Raw genomic sequence first — 17441 nt, 5'->3', positions numbered from 1 at the left:
AACCTCTTTGAAAGGGAGTGCCTTATGGTTGAGAAGTCCGATGTGGCTGCCGTGCTCGAGCTGATCCGTCCGAGCCTCCAGGCCGACGGCGGCGACGTGTCGTTGGTGGACGTGTCCGAGGACGGCGTGGTCACCGTGGAGCTCCAGGGTGCCTGCAAGGGCTGCCCCATGTCCCAGATGACCCTGGCCAACGGCGTGGAGCGCATCCTGAAGGAGCGCGTCCCCGGCGTGACCAGCGTGGTGCCGGCCGCCTAAGGGCCCGGAACAATCCATGAGCCGAGCGGGCCCTTTGGGGCCCGCTTTCACGAGAGAGGGAAGGGAATGGAAGGCTGCTGGAGCCGTCGCGGCTGCGATGACGAGATGCAAGGGCGCTGCCCGCACAACGTGCCGGGTGAGCCGTGCCCGGCCGACTGCCACTACGCGGCGTGCCATCGGCCGACCCACGTGGTCTGCGACGACTTCGACGTGCTGCTGAACCCCAAGCGCGACTACGAGGCCGCCATCAAGCAGGTCTGCCGTTTCTGCGAGCACTTTCTCGTCCATGGCCCGGAGGTGGATCCCGAGGCCCCAAGCAGCCGCGACAAGTTCAGCGGCCGCAACCGCTTCATTCTTTAGGCACCCTCTCTCTGGCGCCTCGAGTCCGGGAAGGAGTCGGGTCGTTGCTCTCGTTGACGGCCCGTCGGCGACGGCCTCTGCTACAATGGGGGTCTGAAGCGGACTCCAAAATGGAAAGGCGGTGGCGCTCCATGGGAGCTATGGTAACGTGCCCGGCGTGCGGGGCGGGCGATCTGGATGTGCGCACCTACGAATCCATGATGGTGCTGCGCCCGAACCTGGCGCTGTTCTCCCTGGCGTGCCCCCATTGCGCGGCGACCGTCTCGGCCATCCAGCCCATTCCTTCCTCCCTGCGCGAGGAGGTTCAGTTCGCCGCTATCGAGCTGGGTGCCGGCATGGGCGCCCATGAGGGGAACCTATAATGTTGAACGATATTTACCAGAACCTCGATCCTGTCGCCTTGAGCCTGGGGCCCTTGGTCGTGCGCTGGTACGGCCTGGCCTACGTGGCCGGTTTCGCCCTGGCGGCCTTCATTATCTATCGCATCGCCCGTCGCTGGCGGCTCGGTCTGACCATGGACGACCTGCTCACGCTCATGATCTGCGCCATCGTCGGCGTGGTGGTGGGGGGTCGTCTCGGTTACGTGCTCTTCTACGGCGACGGTTACTACTTCGCCCATCCCCTCGAGATCCTCGCCTTCAATCAGGGGGGCATGAGCTTCCACGGGGGGCTCGTGGGCCTGCTCGCCGGCGGCGCTGTGGCGGCACGCCTGACTCGCGTACCCTATCTGACCTTAGCCGATTTGGGGGCCATTGCCGCCCCGCTGGGGCTCTTCTTCGGCCGCTGCGCCAACTTCGTGAACGGCGAATTGTGGGGCGCGCCCACCGATGGGCCCTGGGGCGTGGTGTTCGGCGGGGCTGCCGGCATGATGCCGCGTCATCCGAGCCAGCTCTACGAGGCGGTGCTCGAGGGGCTGGTCATCTTCTGCGTGCTGTTCGCCCTCTCGCGCCGGCTGCCCCCGCGCCCCCGCGGCACCTTCGTCGGTGCGTTCCTCGTGCTCTACGGCATCTTCCGCTTCCTCATCGAATTCGTGCGCGAGCCCGATGTGCAGCTGGGCTACTTATGGGGCGGCTGGCTGACCATGGGCCAGCTGCTCTCGGCCCCCCTCGTGGTGGCCGGCGTCGCCCTGCTGGTATATGCGGCCCGGCGCAAGCTGTCCCAGGAGGGCCCCCAGCGGCCTTCGGCGCCCGAGGCGGGGGATACGGCCTGCTAGAGGGTGCGCATCGGTGATGCGGCCTCATCGGCGCCCCTGCTGCCGATGCGCGCGGGTACCCCGGGCCCCGGCCGCTGACCATGGCGATGGCCGCGCGCCCGCCTGGGGCCGGCTTCGATAACGACGCGGTGTCGATTGTGCGCTCTTCCGGGAGCGCCGTTCTACTTCCCCTACAATAGGGAACGGTCGAAACTGCGCCATCGCGCGGACGGCCGCTGTCAATGAAAACGACTCAAGAGATACGAGGTGCAAGATGGACGTGAAGTTCTTCAAGTGCATGCACTGCGGCAACATCGCCGTGAAGGTGTTCGACGCCGGCGTGCCGCTGGTGTGCTGCGGTGAGAAGATGGTGGAGCTCGTGGCCGATTCCCAGGACGCTGCCCTGGAGAAGCACGTACCCGCCGTCGAGGTGGCCGGCGACAAGGTGATCGTGAACGTGGGATCAGTGGATCATCCCATGACCGAGGAGCACTGGATCCAGTTCATCTGCCTGGTGACCGACAAGGGCTATCAGATCAAGCCCCTGACTCCGGCCGATGCCCCCCACGCCGAGTTCACGGTGCCCGCCGGCGAGACCCCGGTGAAGGTGTACGAGCACTGCAACCTCCACGGGCTGTGGGTGACCGAGCTGTAGAACCCCGCCGTTCCCCGGCAATTCTTGAAAGACCCGTGCAGCACGGGTCTTTTTTCTTGCATTGGGGCGAATCGGTGCTAATATAAACAGGCTTGTCTCGGGCTTGGTCGGAAACCAAGCCTTATTCGGAACCCTTGGTCGGAAACCAAGGGAAGATAGGAGAACCCATGAAGCAAGGAATTCATCCGGAGTATGTGGACTGCGTTGTGAAGTGCAGCTGCGGCAACACCTTCACCACCCGCTCGACCAAGCCGGAGCTGAAGATCGACATCTGCAATGCCTGCCATCCGTTCTATACCGGCACCCAGAAGCTGATCGACACCGGTGGACGCGTGCAGCGCTTCGCCGATCGCTTCGGCGCCGCTAAGGACGTCGTTGCCGAGCGCGAGGCCGCCAAGAAGGCCGAGCGCGCCGCTCAGATCGCCGAGCGCGAGGCTGCCAAGAAGGCCGAGCGCGAGGCCAAGGCCGCCGCTAAGGCCGAGCGTGCCGCTGCCTTCGCCGCCAAGGCCGCTGAGGCTGCTGCTCGCGCCGAGGCCGAGGAAGAGGTTCAGAACATGGAGGATGCCGCCGCCGAGGCCACGACCGAGGAGGCTCCCGGCGTGGAGCTGACCGAGGCCGAGGTTGAGGCCGCCGAGTAGTTCCGCTGCTTCTCGCACCTTTGAGACCCGTCGCGCACCGCGGCGGGTCTTTTCTTTTGCAGTCCGGTAAATTCCCCCGAGGGCTCTTCTGGCTGCGAACTATAATGGGACAGATTAAGAACGCGACGGCCGAACGGAGCAGAGACGTGGTGGTAACCCCCGAGCAAGATTTCGTGCTGAAGACTATTGAGAGCCGTGACGTGCATTTCGTGCGCTTCTGGTTCACCGACGTACTGGGGAATATGAAGTCCTTCGCTGTGGTGCCCGGTGAGTTGGAGAGCGCCTTCGACGACGGCATGGGATTCGATGCCAGCTGCATCGAGGGCTTCTCGGAGAGGCGGGAATCCGATATGCTGGCCTTCCCCGACCCCTCTACCTTCCAGGTGCTGCCCTGGCGCCCCACATCCAATGCCGTGGCTCGCATGATCTGCAACATCCGCACTCCCGAGGGCAAGCCCTACGAGGGCGATTCGCGCCAGGTCCTCAAGAGCATGGTGCGCAAGGCCTCCGAGGCCGGATACTCGTTCATCGTGGGGCCGGAGCTGGAGTACTTCTACTTCAAGGACGCCGAGGGCACCGAGGTGCTCGACCGCGGCAGCTACTTCGACCTTACTTCTCTCGATTCCGCCTCCGACCTGCGGCGCGACACGGTGCTCACCCTGGAGAAGATGGGCATTCCCGTGGAGTACTCCCATCATGAGAAGGGTCCCTCCCAGCACGAGATCGACCTGCGCTATGCCGACGCCCTGTCCATGGCCGACGCGGTGATGACCTACAAGCAGGTGGTGAAGGAGATCGCCATGAAGCACGGGGTGTACGCCTCGCTCATGCCCAAGCCCCTGGCCGGGGCGCCGGGCAGCGGCATGCACGTGCACCAGAGCCTCATGGACCGGGCCGGCAACAACGTCTTCTTCGACGAGAGCGACCCGTCCGGCTACAACCTGTCGGCCACGGCGAAGGCCTACATTGCCGGCCTTCTGAAGTACGCGCCGGAATTCACCTTGGTCACGAACCAGTACGTGAACTCCTACAAGCGCCTGCAACCGGGCGGGGAGGCCCCCACCTGCATCAGCTGGGGCGCCCGCAACCGCTCCACCCTCGTGCGTATCCCGGGGTACCGGCCGCGCAGCGAATCGGCCTGCCGCGTGGAGCTGCGCAGCCCCGATCCGGCGGCGAACCCCTACCTGGCCTTCGCGGTCATGCTGGCCGCCGGTCTGGCGGGCATCGAGGAGGGCCTGGAGCTCATGGCCCCTGCCGACGAGGCCGCGCCCCTCGGGTGCAGCCGTCGGGAGCACCGCGAGCGCGGAGTGACGCCGTTGCCCGAGAGCCTGGGGGAGGCCGTGGAGCTGTTCGCTCAGAGCTCGCTCATGCGCGAGACGCTGGGGGAGCACATTCACGATTACCTCGTGCGGGCCAAGCGGGCAGAATGGGATGCCTACCAGGCCGTGGTGACCCCTTGGGAGCTCGAGCGCAATCTGGCGGTGCTGTAGCATGCAGCGCAAGACCGTTATCTTCATTGCCGACAGCCTCGACAACGCCCACAAGTTCCAGCAGGTGCTCTCGAAGCTGGACGTGGACGTGGCGGCCGGCTCCTCGGCCCAGTTCAAGAAGCTGCTGGCCGCCCATCCCTCCCGCGATCTGGTGATCTACGAGGCCCGCGGCGAGCGCCTGGCATCCCTGGCCTCGGCCGAGGCGGCCTTGGCCGAGGAGGGCTCGGTGGCCATGCTCGTCATCGTGAACGAGGCCGATCTGGCCCAGTTCCGCCTGCCGGTGTCCTGCAAGGCCGACTTCGTAGTCCACGGGGCCGGCGCTGCCGAGTGCGCCACCCGCATCCGCCAGCTGCTGTGGCCTGGCAACGAGACCTCCTCGGCCGATTACATAGTCGTAGACAACATGACCGTGAATCTGGCCACCTACCAGGTGAAGGTGGGCGGCGAGCCGGTGGATCTCACCTATCTGGAGTACGCGCTGCTGGCCTTCCTCGTGACCCATCCCGGGCGCACCTATTCCCGTGATGCCCTGCTGCGCCGCGTGTGGGGCTTCGACTACTACGGCGGCAGCCGCACCGTGGACGTGCATGTGCGCCGGGTTCGCGCGAAGCTCGGCCCCGAGCTGGCCCAACGCCTGGAAACGGTGCGCGGCGTCGGCTATTTGTGGAATGCGTAAGGCCGAGCGCATGAAAGGTATATCGAAAATGTAAGGGTGTAGAGGAAACGGCGGGTGTTCCAACCGAGCGAGTTCCGCAGCGACGAGAACAGCCCGGTGGGCTGTTCTCCAGAGCGAGGACTGTCTGAGCGAATTGGAATACCCGGCGGTTCCGACCGGCGATGAGCCGCTCGTTCGCTTGCGATTGACGCAAAGGAGTCAGAATGTCGAAGAAGATCGCCGTCATCGATGGCAACTCGCTGATGCACCGTGCCTACCATGCGGTGCAGACGCCCATGACCGCCAAGGACGGCACCCCCACCAACGCCGTGTTCGGCTTCCTCTCCATGTTGTGCAAGTTCATCGAGATCGCCGAGCCCGATGCCGTGGTGTGCGCCTTCGATGCCGGCAAGCCGGTGCACCGCATTAAGGCCCTCGAGCAGTACAAGGCCCAGCGGCCCCCCATGGACGAGGAGCTGCGCGTGCAGTTCCCCGTGATGGAGGAACTGCTGGCGGCCATGGCCATTCCCGTGGTGAAGGTGCCGGGCTGGGAGGGTGACGACATCTTGGGCACCATCGCCGCCCGGGACGAGGCCTTGGGCTTCGAGACGCTGCTCGTGACCGGCGACAAGGACGCCTACCAGCTGGCCGGCGAGCTCACCCGCATCGTCACCACGAAGAAGGGCATCACCGACATCACCGTGAACGGCCCGGCTGAGGTGGAGGAGCGCTACGGCGTGACTCCGGCCCAGTTCATCGATTACCTGGGACTGATGGGAGATTCCTCCGACAATATCCCCGGCGTGCCCGGCATCGGCCCGAAGACAGCCACGAAGCTTTTGCAGGCCTACGGCTCCATGGAGGGCATCTACGAGCATATCGGCGAGCTGAAGGGCAAGCAGAAGGAGAACCTGGAGAACAATCGCGACATGGCCTTCCTGTCCCGCGAGATCGCCACCATCGTGCGCGACCTGGACTTCCCTCTGGATCTGGAGAGCGCCGCCTTTCCGGCCTTCGACGCGGCCGATGTGGAGGAGGCCTTCGGGAAGTACCAGCTGGCGAGCCCCTTGGCCCGGGTGCTGTCCATGATCGACGCCGAGCCGCCCTCCCGCGAGATCGAATTCACCCTGGCCCCCGTTCTGGAAGGGGCCGAGGGCGCGGCCGAGGTCGAACGGGCCTGCGCGGCCGGCGAGGTCATCGGCGTGGCCTTCGTGGATCCCGAGCAGGTGTCGCTGTTCAACGACGGTGCCACGGCGGCCTTCGTCACGGGCTCGGCCCGGGTGATGGCCGAGGGGGAGCGCGCCCTCGATCTGTTCGCGTCCATCGTGCGCGGGGGAACCTTCTGCGCCCTGGATGTGAAGGCCGACGTGCGCCGGGTGTACCCGGCCGATACCGCCGAGGCGGCCCGCGTGACCGACGGGGAAGTGCTCGCCATGGCCGGCTTCGATTTGGGCCTGGCCGGCTACGTGCTGAACTCCTCCACGAGCGCCTACACTTACGACTCCCTGATGGAGTCGGTGGCCGGGGCCACGCTGCCTGCGGCCGAGACCGACGGCGAGCGCGCGGCCGTGCAGGCCACGGCGGCCCGCATGCTCCAGGGGCTTCTGGAGGAGGCCCTGAAGAAGGACGGCACCTGGGAGGCCTATGCCGACATCGACCTGCCGCTCGTGGGGGTGCTCTCCTGCATGGAGCGGGTGGGAGCTGCTATTGACGTGCCGCGACTGGAGGCCTTGGGCGCCGAGGCCCAGGTGGAGGTAGACGATCTCACGGCCCAGATCTATGAGCTGGCCGGCGAGACCTTCAACCTGAGCTCGCCTAAGCAGCTGGCCCGCATCCTCTTCGAGGTGCTGGAGCTGCCGGCCAAGAAGAAGAACCAGCGCGGCTACTCCACCGATGCGAAGGTGCTCACGGAGCTCTCGGCCATTCACCCGCTGCCCGATCTGGTCCTGCGCTACCGGGAGTTCTCGAAGATCAAGAACACCTACATCGACGCCCTGCCCCGTATGCGGGCGGGCGACGGACGCGTGCACACCCAGTTCAACGAGACAGTGACCACCACGGGGCGCCTGTCCTCCTCCGACCCGAACCTCCAGAACATTCCCGTGCGCACCGACTTCGGCCGCCAGATTCGCAGCTGTTTTGTGCCCCTGCGGGAGGGGGAGTTGTTCCTGTCGGCAGACTACTCCCAGATCGAGCTCAGGCTGCTCGCGCACTTGTCGGCCGACGAGCATCTGGTGGCCGCCTTCAACTCCGGGGCCGATCTGCACACCTCCACGGCGGCTCGCGTGTTCGGCGTGGCTCCCGAGGACGTGACGCCCGCTCTGCGCAGCCGTGCCAAGGCGGTGAACTTCGGCATCGTGTATGGGCAGCAGGCCTACGGTCTGGCCCAGTCGCTGGAGATTCCCATGGCCGAGGCGAAGGAGATGATCGACCGTTACTTCGAGGTGTATCCCGGTGTGCGCGCATACCTGGACGACACTGTGCGCGAGGCCAAGGCGAGCGGCTTCGCCACCACGATGTTCGGCCGCAAGCGCCATATTCCCGAGCTGCGCAGTTCCAACGGCCAGCAGCGCGGCTTCGGCGAGCGCACGGCCATGAACCATCCGATGCAGGGCACGGCCGCCGACATCATCAAGATGGCCATGAACGAGGTGCAGCGCCGGCTGCTTGCCGAGGGCTTCGAGGCCCAGCTCATGATCCAGGTCCACGACGAGCTTGATTTCTCGGTGCCGGTCGATGAGGTGGAACGCCTTTCGGCCATGGTGCGTGAGGTGATGGAGCACGTGGCGGAGCTGCGCGTGCCCCTCCTCGTGGATGTCAGCTGGGGCCCCACCTGGGCCGAAGCGCACTAACAGGTTCCGCTTGCCCTAACGCTGGGCGGGGCCTACACGGTCTTCCAGAAGTCTTGGATGAGTTCCTGGCGGTTGCCGTGGCCGGTCTTCTGGAGGATGTTGTGCACGTGCACCTTCACCGTGGAGGGGGCCAGGGACATGGCCGAGGCGATGTTCTGGTTGTCCTGGTCCCGCAGGATGTAGTCGAGCACCTCGCGCTCCCGGGCCGTCAGCGAGTGGCGCCGGGCGTAGACGAGCAGATCCTCGGCGGTCTGGTGGTAGCGCTCGGTGTCGTCGACGACCGGGGCGGTGTGAGAGCGGATATCCAGCTGGCGCAACGCGAAGTGGCACGTCATGAGGGCGCAGACGAGCATGAGCAGGTTCTCGGCATAGTTGCGCTCGGCCGTCAGCGTGAACGGTCCCACGGTGATGGCCTCGGTGGACAGCACCAGGAAGAACATGACGTCCTCGAAGATCATGAGCACACCGAGGAGGGCCAGGGCCACGCAGTGGGGGAGATAGCGGGCCAGACGCTGGCGCTCCACCTCGTCGCGGGTACGCAGGTAGTAGATGCCGCCATAGAGGAGGATCCAGAACATGAAGCAGGCGCGGCAATTATAGAAGCAGAAGCGCAGCACCTTGTTCTCGCCTGAGATAGCCAGAAGCAGGAAGGCTATGACGCAGAAGACGATGATGGGCAGCGCGCGCACGCGGCGGTTGCGCTCGCCGATGTACTCGCAGACCATGAGCCAGAAAGAGCCGAGGAATCCCGCACCGGTGACGAGCGTGTAGACGGAGCGGAAGAACATATATTCCGGGGAAAGCTCGGGCCCGAGGATTTGGGCCGCGTAATCGTCCTGCAAGATGGAGGCCACGTCCAGGAAGTAGAACAAAAAGGCCGCGCAGGCGTACAGCATGGTCTTGCGGTGGGTCACCAAATATGATGAGAGGCAGACGGCGGCCGTGAGAACGGAGACGAGAATCACGAGAAGCGTCTCATAGAAGATGGCAAGTTCCATGGATCCCCTTCATCCTGGCCAGCCCATCGGGCGTTGAACTTTGCTGCCATTATATACCAATTCGCCAGCGCCCCCCTCGGTGCCCGAAGCCTTCAGAAATTTTTGATCGAGTTAGGTAACGTAACGGTAACAGCGCACAATTAGATGAGGAAACGACGCAGATTAGAATTTGAAAAATCCAATTATGACCTGCGGTTTATGGAGGTTGTAGGGAAATGCTTCTTCACATAGTCTCAACATACATACGCACCTACACCTGGTTTAGACCTTTCGCAAAATGTGACTATCCTGCACATTGGAGCCATGAAACATCGCGGATTTGCGATGGGCCGTGGAGGGAAACCACGGCAGCCGGCACATCGACAGGCGCCGCGGGCGCCAGATCGGAGAGTCACATGCAAGGAGTAAACGTCAAGAGCGAGATCGGGAACCTCAAGAAGGTCATCCTCCATCGCCCGGGCAACGAGCTGCTCAACCTCACCCCGAACACCCTGGAGGAGCTGCTGTTCGACGACATCCCGTTCTTGGAGGTTGCCCAGGCCGAGCACGATGCCTTCGCCGACATCCTGCGCAACGAGGGCGTGGAGGTCGTCTACCTCGAGGACCTCATGGCCGAGGCTCTGGACACTGATCCGGCCCTGCGCGAGCAGTTCCTGAACCAGTGGATCTACGAGGCGGGCATCCGCACCGATCTGTACACCGACATCATCAAGGACTACATCAACTCCGAGTACGCCGCCACCAAGGACATGGTCATGAAGACTATGGCGGGCATCAACCTCCAGGAGCTCCCGCAGCAGCACACCAACCTGCTCGTGGACATGGTGTCCGACCGTACCAAGCTCGTGTGCGCCCCCATGCCGAACCTCTACTTCACCCGCGACCCGTTCAATATGATCGGCAACGGCGTGGGCATCAACCGCATGTACAGCACCACCCGTAACCGCGAGACCATCTACGGCTCCTACATCTTCAACTACCACCCCGACTTCAAGGATGTGCCGCAGTACTACAGCCGCGAGAACACCTTCCACATCGAGGGCGGCGATGTGCTGAACATCAACGAGCACGTGCTGGCCATCGGCATCTCCCAGCGCACCGAGCCCGACGCCATCGACCAGCTGGCCCACAACGTGTTCAGCGATGAGACGTCCACTATCGACACCATCCTGGCCTTCAACATCCCGGTGTCCCGCGCCTTCATGCACCTGGATACGGTGTTCACCCAGATCGACTACGACAAGTTCACCATCCACCCCGGCATCATGGGCCCGCTGACGGTCTTCGAGATCACCCCCGACGGCAACGGCGGCACCAAGATTCGCGAGCGCGACGAGGACCTGGAGTCCATCCTGACCGAGTACGTCGGCCAGCCGGTGCAGCTCATCCCCTGCGGCGGCGGCGACCGCATCGCCGCGGAGCGCGAGCAGTGGAACGACGGAAGCAACACGCTGTGCGTCCGCCCCGGCACCGTGGTCGTGTACCAGCGCAACAACGTCACCAACGACGTGCTCTACAAGAACGGCATCAACTGCCTGGTCATGCCGTCCGCGGAGCTCTCCCGCGGCCGCGGCGGCCCGCGCTGCATGTCCATGCCGGCCTGGCGCGAGGCCCTGTAGGCTTTAAGAAGTGCCCTGCGAGGGCGGAGACGGCAAGCTCCGCCCTCCTTGCAATGTTCATCGGACGCCCGAATCGGGGGAGGGGTCGGGCGCCACTCCCATAAGGAGTTCATCTCATGGCAGAGACAAAGAAGAAGAAGCGTGCGAGCCTTTCTTCGTTTACCATTTTGCTGATCATTCTCGTGGCGCTGGCCATCGTGACCGTTGTCATGGCCGCGATGGGCGTTGAGGGCATCGAGGGAGCGACGCTCTCCGGCGTGCTCACCGCCCCGGTGTTCGGCTTCCAGGACGCCATCGGCGTGTGCCTGTTCGTCATGATCCTCGGCGGCTTTTTGGGCATCATCACCGAGACCGGGGCGCTCGACGCGGGCATCGCGGCGCTGGTGCACAAGCTCAAGGGCAACGAGCTGGTGCTCATCCCGATCCTCATGATCATCTTCTCCATCGGCGGCACCACCTACGGCATGTGCGAGGAGACGGTGCCCTTCTACCTGCTGCTGGCCGCCACCATGGTAGCGGCTGGCTTCGACAGCCTCACCGGCGCGGCCGTGGTGCTCCTCGGCGCCGGCTGCGGCGTGCTCGGCTCCACGGTGAACCCGTTCGCCGTGGGCGTGGCCGTCGACGCGCTCTCGGGCGTGGGCATCGCCGTGAACCAGGCCACCATCATCGGCCTTGGTGCCCTTCTGTGGATCGTGACCCTGGCCATCTCTATCGTGTTCGTGATGCGCTACGCCAAGAAGGTCATGAACGACAAGGGCTCCACGTTCCTGTCCCTGCAGGAGCAGCAGGATATGATGAACGAGTGGGGCATGAAGGAGTCCGAGGCCGAGGCCGCCGACGGCCAGGCCGCCGCGACCCCGAAGATGACCGGCCGCCAGAAGGCCTCCCTGGTTGTCTTTGCCCTCACCTTCGTCGTCATGATCGTGTCGTTCATCCCCTGGGAGGATCTGGGCTTCGACGGCTTTGTCGCCGGCCAGTCCTACGAGGAGGTTGCCACTACCGTGACCGGCGAGGAAATGGTAGCTGTCTACGACGAGGCCAACGGCACCGCTACCGAGCTGTCCGGTCCCGTTGAGGCCACCTCCGTCTCCGAGGAGGAGGTCACCCCGGCCTGGTCGAGCTTCCTGACCGGCGTTCCGCTGGGCCAGTGGTACTTCGACGAGGCCTCCACCTGGTTCCTCTTGATGGCGCTGGTCATCGGCCTCATCGGCGGCGTGTCCGAGAGCCGCTTCGTGAAGGCCTTCATCAACGGCGCCGCCGACATGATGTCGGTCGTGCTCATCATCGCGCTGGCCCGCTCCATCACCGTGCTCATGGCTTCCACCGGCCTGGACATGTGGATCTTGAACAACGCGGCCAACGCACTGGCGGGCATGTCGGCCATCATATTCGCGCCGCTGTCCTTCCTGCTCTACGTGGTGCTGTCGTTCCTGATCCCGTCCTCCTCTGGCATGGCCACCGTGTCCATGCCCATCATGGGCGGTCTGGCCAGCCAGCTCAACTTCTCCGTTGAGACCATGGTCATGATCTACTCCGCCGGCAACGGCCTCGTGAACCTGTTCACGCCCACCTCCGGCGCCATCATGGGCGGTCTGGCCCTGGCCAAGATCGAGTACTCCACCTGGCTGAAGTTCGGCGCGAAGCTGTTCGTCGTGCTCGGCGTGGTATGCATGGTCATCCTGACTGCGGCCATGATGATCCTGCCCGGCGGCGCTGCCTAAGGGCATCCGCCAACGCGATCGATAACAGCCTGCCGGCTGTCATCCTTCCGGGAGAGCGCCCCTTGTGCCGGGGCGCTCTCTCCGTTTGGGGCGCTTCTCGCGTTGTCACGTCGCATCCTCTCGGCGATTCCCGACGGCTCCTCCCTCTGGGATGGATCACGTGTTCCGCTGCCTTACTAATATATAGAGCGTCGGTGAACGGTGGGAAAATGGGGGAGAAAATTGTTGACGCGGGGGAGGTGCGCTGGTAGGATACTACCTTGCGTTTAGTCACATTCAAGGAGATACATACATGTACGCAATCGTGAAAACGGGCGGCAAGCAGTACAAGGTCGCCCCCGGAGACAAGATCAACATCGAGAAGCTCGACGTCGAGCCCGGCGACAAGGTGGAGCTCGAGGCCATCTGCGTCGTCGACGGCGACAAGGTGGAGGCCGACCCCGCGAAGGCCGCCAAGACCAAGGTCGTCGCCACCGTGCTTGAGCAGTTCAAGGGCGACAAGCAGTTGGTCTTCAAGTTCAAGAAGCGCAAGAACTACAAGAAGCTGCGCGGTCATCGTCAGAACCTGACCCGCGTGAAGATCGAATCCGTCGGTACGGCCAAGGCCGAGTAAACGGGTTAGGAGGAACATCTCATGGCACACAAGAAAGGCTTGGGCTCTACCCGTAACGGTCGTGACTCCCACGCACAGCGACTCGGCGTGAAGAAGTTCGCCGGCGAGGTCGTGAAGACCGGCAACGTGATCGTTCGCCAGCGCGGCACCCATTTCCACCCCGGTGAGAACGTGGGCCGCGGCAAGGACGACACTCTGTTTGCCCTCTGCGACGGCACGCTGAAGTTCACCCGTGGCGTCAAGCGCAAGATCCACGTGATCCCCGCTGAGCAGACCGCCTAAACGCTTAAGTTTCAACGACTGCGTAACATCGAACGGTTAGCCAATGCCCTCTGAGAAATCAGGGGGCATTGTTGTATAGTTTGCACAGAGAACGGCGCCCCGCTACGGGGGCGGCGATTCGCGACGACCCAGTGGGAAGGTTCCTATGTTTATCGATAAGGTTCGCATTAACGTGAAGGGGGGCAACGGCGGGGCCGGCTGCATGTCGTTCCGCCGCGAGGCCCATGTGCCCAAGGGCGGCCCCGACGGCGGCGACGGCGGCCATGGCGGCAACGTGGTGGTCCAGGCCGACGCCGGTGTGTCCTCGCTCATCGAGTACCGCTTCAAGCACCACTTCAAGGCCGAGCGCGGCACCCACGGCAAGGGTAGCCGCATGCACGGCGCCACAGGCGAGGACCTCGTGCTGAAGGTGCCCGTGGGCACGGTGGTGCGCGAGTACTTCGAGGAGAGCGGGGAGGTGGGCGAGACGATCGCCGATCTGACCCACGACGGCGAGACGGTGGTGGTGGCCCGGGGCGGCATGGGCGGCCGCGGCAACATCCACTTTGTCACCTCCACTCGTCGCGCCCCGGCCTTCGCCGAGCTCGGCGAGCCTTCCGAGGAGCGCTGGATCGAGCTGGAGATGAAGCTCATGGCTGACGCGGCCCTAGTGGGCATGCCCTCGGCGGGCAAGAGCTCCCTCATCGCGAAGATGAGCGCCGCCCGGCCCAAGATCGCCGACTACCCGTTCACCACCCTCGTGCCGAACCTGGGTGTGGCCACCTCGGGGGACTTGTCCTTCGTCGTGGCCGACATCCCCGGCCTCATCGAGGGGGCTCACGAGGGTCGCGGCCTGGGCCATGAGTTCCTGCGGCACATCGAGCGCACGGCCCTCATCGTGCAGATCGTGGACCTCACGGGCGATTGGGAGGGGCGCGATCCTTTGGACGACTACGAGGTCATCAAGAACGAGCTGGCCGAGTACGCCGCCGACCTGGCCGCTCGGCCCCGCATCGTCGTGGCGAACAAGATCGATGCCCCGGGCACTGAGGAAGTCTGCGACGCCCTGGCCGAGCGGGTGCGGGCCGATTCCATCGCCGCTGCCGGCGGCAACGAGTTCGCCCCGAGCCCCATCGACCCGAAGCTCTACCGCATCAGCGCGCTCACGGGGGCCGGCGTCGATTCCCTGAAGGCGGCCATTGCCACGAAGGTGCACGACCTGCGTGAGGCGGCCCGGGCGGCTGCGGCGGCCGATATCCAGTACGACCACGTATGGGAGCTGCGCCGCGAGGCCCGCGAGAAGCGCTTCGATATCATGCCCGAGGGCGCCGGCGTTTGGCGCGTGCGCGGTGTGCAGGTGGAGCGCATGGTGGTGCAGACCGATTGGGAGAACGAGGAGGCCGTGGCCTTCTTCCAGCACCGCTTCAAGAGGCTGGGCGTGGACACGGCCCTGGAGAAGGCCGGAGCCCTGGACGGAGACGAGGTGCGCATCCTCGGCTACTCCTTCGCCTTCGAATCGCCCCACGGCCACGGGGTGGACATGTACCAGGAGCTGGATCTGTAATGGGCGAGACGACGACCGCGGCGCGCCGCCGCCTGGTGGTGAAGATTGGCTCGGCCACTCTGACCACCTCCGAGAGCTCCATCGACTACGGCTTCCTGGATGACCTGGCGGCCCAGCTGGACACGGTGCGCCGCGCGGGCTGGGACGTGGTGGTGGTCACCTCGGCTGCCATCGCCTGCGGCCTGGAGGCCCTCGGCATCGCCAAGCGCCCCACGGACATGCCGAGCCTGCAGGCGGCCGCGTCGGTGGGGCAGAGCGCCCTGTCCACGGCCTACGCCGAGGCCTTCGGGAGGTGGGATATGCTCACGAGCGTGGTGCTGCTCACCCGTCGCGATACGGCCGACCGCACGGCCTACCTGCACGCTCGGGACACCCTGCGCCGCCTCATGGAGCTCGATGTGGTGCCCATTGTGAACGAGAACGACACGGTGAGCGTCGAGCAGATCCGCTTCGGCGACAATGACACCCTGGCCGCGCTCGTGGCCTGCCTCATCGACGCCGACCTCATGGTCATCCTGTCGGACATCGATGGACTGTACACGGCCAATCCGCTCATCGATCCGGCGGCCGAGCTGATACCTCGGGTGGACCGGGTGGGCCGCGAGATCTTGGCTGCGGCCGGGGGCGCGGTGTCGGGGGTGGGCTCCGGCGGTATGATCACGAAGATCAAGGCCGCCCGGGTGCTCATGGCCGCGGGCATTCCCATGGTCATCTGCCAGGGGCGCCGCCCCGATTGCGTGGTGGATGCGGCGGCCGGGGTGCCGGTGGGCACGCTGTTCACGGCCCCGGAGCGCCCCCACGAGATCACCCCGAAGAAGCTGTGGATCGCCCTGGGCGATGCCGTCCACGGTACGCTCGTGGTGGACGAGGGGGCCCGCGCGGCCCTCGTGGAACGCGGCAAGTCGCTCTTGTCCGTGGGCATTCGCGAGGTGCGCGGGTCCTTCGACTACGACGACATCGTGGATGTGGCCGACGAGACGGGCCACGTGTTCGCTCGGGGCCGAGCGGCCGCGGGCAGCGATCTGGTGGCCCTGGCGGTGGGGAAGAGCCGCGAGGCGGTGGCGGCCAACGGCATCCTGTCGGTTCTGGCCGACCGCCCCGTCGTCCACCGCGACGAGCTGGTGCTGTTCGAGTAGGCGGGTTTTCGTTCGCCCTGTGGGAGGAGCGGGCCGGCCGATGCTGCGGTTTGGGCGGGCGCTTGCCGAAGCCTCGCTGGCAGTGCCCGCCCCCGCGAGAAGGTGCAGGAAGCAGAGAAAGGTTCAACATGGATATACGAGACGAAGTGGTTCTGCTTGCGAAGAGGGCCAAGGAGGCGAGCGCGAGGCTGGCAGTGACGACGGCCGAGGAGCGCAACGGCGCCCTGGCCGCCATGGCCGCAGCCCTGCGGGAGCACGCATCCGAGATCGTGGAGGCCAACGGGGGCGATATGGACGCGGCCCGGGCGGCCGGCACGAGCGAGGCCCTGCTGGACCGGCTCATGCTGGACGAGGCCCGGGTGGGCGCCATGGCCGATGCCCTCGACGAGCTGCGGAAGCTGCCCGACCCCCTCGGCGTGGTGTCTCTGGAATCCACCTTGTACAACGGCATCCGCCTGCGCCGCGTGTCGGTGCCCCTCGGCGTGGTGGCCATGGTCTACGAGGCGCGGCCCAACGTGACCGCCGATGCCGCCGGCGTCTGCGTGAAGTCGGGCAACGCCTGCGTGCTGCGGGGCGGAAGCCTCGCGGCCCGCTCCAACGAGGCCATCGCCGACATTCTGGCGGCCGCCGCCGTGGGGGCCGGCCTGCCCGAGGGTTCCATCTGTGCCATCACCACCACCGATCGGGCCGCCACCGACATGCTCATGGAGCTGCATGGCCTGGTGGACGTGCTCATCCCCCGCGGGGGCGCCGGGCTTATCCGCCACTGCGTCGAGCACGCGAAGGTGCCGGTCATCGAGACGGGCACGGGCAACTGCCACGTGTACGTGCACGCCTCGGCCGACCCCGCCATGGCCCGCGATATCATCATGAACGCGAAGTGCCGCCGCCTCGGCGTGTGCAACGCCGCCGAGACCCTGCTGGTGGACGCGGTCGCCGCCCCCTCGGTGCTGCCGCCGATTCTGGGCGAGCTGCTGGAGGCGGGCATCACGGTGCACGGCGACGAGATGGTGTGCGCCCTGGCCCGGCAGGCCGGTCTGCCCGTGGCCGATGGGGCCGACGAGGCGTCCCCGGCCGTGGTACCGGGGGGCGAGGCGGACTGGGAGACCGAGTATTTGGGACCGCATCTGGCGGTGCGCGTAGTGGAAGGTCCTGATGAGGCCATTGCCCATGTGAACCGCTACGGCACCAAGCATTCCGAGGCCATCGTGGCCACCGACGAAGCGGTCATCGACACCTTCCTCGCCGCGGTGGACGCCGCCGCCGTATACGCCAACGCCTCGACGGCCTTCACCGACGGGGGCCAGTTCGGTCTTGGGGCCGAGATCGGTATCTCCACCCAGAAGATCCACGCCCGCGGCCCCTTCGCTGCCGATGCGCTCACGTCCTACAAGTACGTGCTGCGCGGCGACGGCCAGGTGAGGGCCTAGGC

The 17441-nt window shown here is 65.4% G+C and carries 17 protein-coding genes; 16 read left to right on the top strand and 1 reads right to left on the bottom strand.

All coding sequences use genetic code 11. From position 1 onward, the window contains the following. The first annotated feature begins 24 nt into the window (after window positions 1–24). The 9 genes from F8D48_RS07020 (at window position 25) to polA (ending at window position 8097) form a co-directional block, all read left to right on the top strand. The gene (locus F8D48_RS07020; RefSeq protein ID WP_135971477.1) at window positions 25–255 is read left to right on the top strand and encodes a NifU family protein; all 231 of its coding nucleotides are present in this window, start codon (window positions 25–27) and stop codon (window positions 253–255) included. A 66-nt stretch (window positions 256–321) separates the two neighbouring features. Further along, window positions 322–615 carry a hypothetical protein gene (locus F8D48_RS07015; protein ID WP_135971476.1) on the top strand — a complete coding sequence of 98 codons (294 nt, stop codon included), beginning with the start codon at window positions 322–324 and terminating at the stop codon, window positions 613–615. Between the two features lie 131 nt (window positions 616–746). Beyond that, window positions 747–977 carry a UDP-N-acetylmuramoylalanyl-D-glutamate--2,6-diaminopimelate ligase gene (locus F8D48_RS07010; RefSeq protein ID WP_135971475.1) on the top strand — a complete coding sequence of 77 codons (231 nt, stop codon included), beginning with the start codon at window positions 747–749 and terminating at the stop codon, window positions 975–977. Beyond that, a complete protein-coding gene (gene lgt, locus F8D48_RS07005) occupies window positions 977–1828 on the top strand; it encodes a prolipoprotein diacylglyceryl transferase (protein WP_151430740.1) in 852 nt (283 codons plus the stop codon). Before F8D48_RS07010 ends, lgt begins: the two co-directional genes overlap by 1 nt. A 253-nt stretch (window positions 1829–2081) precedes the next feature. Continuing rightward, window positions 2082–2462, top strand: a complete 381-nt coding sequence (locus tag F8D48_RS07000) for a desulfoferrodoxin family protein (protein ID WP_135971473.1) — start codon at window positions 2082–2084, stop codon at window positions 2460–2462. Window positions 2463–2629: 167 nt separating this feature from the next. After that, window positions 2630–3100 (top strand): 50S ribosomal protein L31, encoded by a 471-nt coding sequence (rpmE, locus tag F8D48_RS06995; RefSeq protein ID WP_135971472.1) that lies wholly within the window; start codon window positions 2630–2632, stop codon window positions 3098–3100. A gap of 146 nt (window positions 3101–3246) precedes the next feature. Next, the gene (locus F8D48_RS06990) at window positions 3247–4590 is read left to right on the top strand and encodes a glutamine synthetase family protein (RefSeq protein WP_151430738.1); all 1344 of its coding nucleotides are present in this window, start codon (window positions 3247–3249) and stop codon (window positions 4588–4590) included. Between the two features lies 1 nt (window position 4591). Next, window positions 4592–5266: a winged helix-turn-helix domain-containing protein gene (locus F8D48_RS06985; RefSeq protein ID WP_135971706.1), complete on the top strand. Its 675-nt coding sequence runs from the start codon at window positions 4592–4594 to the stop codon at window positions 5264–5266. 203 nt (window positions 5267–5469) lie between these two features. Beyond that, window positions 5470–8097, top strand: a complete 2628-nt coding sequence (gene polA, locus F8D48_RS06980) for a DNA polymerase I (RefSeq protein ID WP_151430736.1) — start codon at window positions 5470–5472, stop codon at window positions 8095–8097. 32 nt (window positions 8098–8129) lie between these two features. On the opposite strand, the gene F8D48_RS06975 is transcribed toward polA, so the two are convergent. After that, the gene (locus F8D48_RS06975; protein WP_151430734.1) at window positions 8130–9095 is read right to left on the bottom strand and encodes a helix-turn-helix transcriptional regulator; all 966 of its coding nucleotides are present in this window, start codon (window positions 9093–9095) and stop codon (window positions 8130–8132) included. A gap of 395 nt (window positions 9096–9490) precedes the next feature. Between F8D48_RS06975 and arcA the strand changes: the two genes are divergently transcribed. The 7 genes from arcA to F8D48_RS06940 all read left to right on the top strand — a co-directional run bounded on the left by arcA (window position 9491) and on the right by F8D48_RS06940 (window position 17439). Beyond that, complete coding sequence (gene arcA / locus F8D48_RS06970; RefSeq protein WP_135971585.1) at window positions 9491–10714, top strand: arginine deiminase; 1224 nt, start codon at window positions 9491–9493, stop codon at window positions 10712–10714. Between the two features lie 116 nt (window positions 10715–10830). Continuing rightward, window positions 10831–12435: a YfcC family protein gene (locus tag F8D48_RS06965; RefSeq protein WP_151430732.1), complete on the top strand. Its 1605-nt coding sequence runs from the start codon at window positions 10831–10833 to the stop codon at window positions 12433–12435. Window positions 12436–12727: 292 nt separating this feature from the next. After that, complete coding sequence (gene rplU, locus F8D48_RS06960) at window positions 12728–13048, top strand: 50S ribosomal protein L21 (protein ID WP_016309052.1); 321 nt, start codon at window positions 12728–12730, stop codon at window positions 13046–13048. A gap of 21 nt (window positions 13049–13069) precedes the next feature. Further along, a complete protein-coding gene (rpmA, locus tag F8D48_RS06955) occupies window positions 13070–13330 on the top strand; it encodes a 50S ribosomal protein L27 (protein ID WP_135970774.1) in 261 nt (86 codons plus the stop codon). Window positions 13331–13475: 145 nt separating this feature from the next. Continuing rightward, the gene (gene obgE / locus F8D48_RS06950) at window positions 13476–14873 is read left to right on the top strand and encodes a GTPase ObgE (RefSeq protein WP_135970775.1); all 1398 of its coding nucleotides are present in this window, start codon (window positions 13476–13478) and stop codon (window positions 14871–14873) included. Continuing rightward, window positions 14873–16009: a glutamate 5-kinase gene (gene proB / locus F8D48_RS06945; RefSeq protein ID WP_151430730.1), complete on the top strand. Its 1137-nt coding sequence runs from the start codon at window positions 14873–14875 to the stop codon at window positions 16007–16009. The genes obgE and proB overlap by 1 nt, the downstream gene beginning before the upstream one ends. Before the next feature lie 128 nt (window positions 16010–16137). Next, window positions 16138–17439, top strand: coding sequence for a glutamate-5-semialdehyde dehydrogenase (locus F8D48_RS06940; protein WP_151430728.1), 1302 nt, complete (start codon window positions 16138–16140; stop codon window positions 17437–17439). Window positions 17440–17441: the final 2 nt, after the last annotated feature.

The organism is Adlercreutzia muris (genome assembly GCF_008831045.1).
Taxonomy (GTDB): domain Bacteria; phylum Actinomycetota; class Coriobacteriia; order Coriobacteriales; family Eggerthellaceae; genus Adlercreutzia; species Adlercreutzia muris.
This window is presented reverse-complemented; position numbering and strand designations above follow the sequence as displayed.

Excerpts from the sequence above, each read along its gene's own strand:
- F8D48_RS07020 (WP_135971477.1), top strand. The coding sequence starts at position 25 with ATGGTTGAGAAGTCCGATGTGGCTGCCGTGCTCGAGCTGATCCGTCCG.
- F8D48_RS07015 (WP_135971476.1), top strand. The coding sequence starts at position 322 with ATGGAAGGCTGCTGGAGCCGTCGCGGCTGCGATGACGAGATGCAAGGG.
- F8D48_RS07010 (WP_135971475.1), top strand. The coding sequence starts at position 747 with ATGGGAGCTATGGTAACGTGCCCGGCGTGCGGGGCGGGCGATCTGGAT.
- lgt (WP_151430740.1), top strand. The coding sequence starts at position 977 with ATGTTGAACGATATTTACCAGAACCTCGATCCTGTCGCCTTGAGCCTG.
- F8D48_RS07000 (WP_135971473.1), top strand. The coding sequence starts at position 2,082 with ATGGACGTGAAGTTCTTCAAGTGCATGCACTGCGGCAACATCGCCGTG.
- rpmE (WP_135971472.1), top strand. The coding sequence starts at position 2,630 with ATGAAGCAAGGAATTCATCCGGAGTATGTGGACTGCGTTGTGAAGTGC.
- F8D48_RS06985 (WP_135971706.1), top strand. The coding sequence starts at position 4,592 with ATGCAGCGCAAGACCGTTATCTTCATTGCCGACAGCCTCGACAACGCC.
- polA (WP_151430736.1), top strand. The coding sequence starts at position 5,470 with ATGTCGAAGAAGATCGCCGTCATCGATGGCAACTCGCTGATGCACCGT.
- F8D48_RS06975 (WP_151430734.1), bottom strand. The coding sequence starts at position 9,095 with ATGGAACTTGCCATCTTCTATGAGACGCTTCTCGTGATTCTCGTCTCC.
- arcA (WP_135971585.1), top strand. The coding sequence starts at position 9,491 with ATGCAAGGAGTAAACGTCAAGAGCGAGATCGGGAACCTCAAGAAGGTC.
- F8D48_RS06965 (WP_151430732.1), top strand. The coding sequence starts at position 10,831 with ATGGCAGAGACAAAGAAGAAGAAGCGTGCGAGCCTTTCTTCGTTTACC.
- rplU (WP_016309052.1), top strand. The coding sequence starts at position 12,728 with ATGTACGCAATCGTGAAAACGGGCGGCAAGCAGTACAAGGTCGCCCCC.
- rpmA (WP_135970774.1), top strand. The coding sequence starts at position 13,070 with ATGGCACACAAGAAAGGCTTGGGCTCTACCCGTAACGGTCGTGACTCC.
- obgE (WP_135970775.1), top strand. The coding sequence starts at position 13,476 with ATGTTTATCGATAAGGTTCGCATTAACGTGAAGGGGGGCAACGGCGGG.
- proB (WP_151430730.1), top strand. The coding sequence starts at position 14,873 with ATGGGCGAGACGACGACCGCGGCGCGCCGCCGCCTGGTGGTGAAGATT.
- F8D48_RS06940 (WP_151430728.1), top strand. The coding sequence starts at position 16,138 with ATGGATATACGAGACGAAGTGGTTCTGCTTGCGAAGAGGGCCAAGGAG.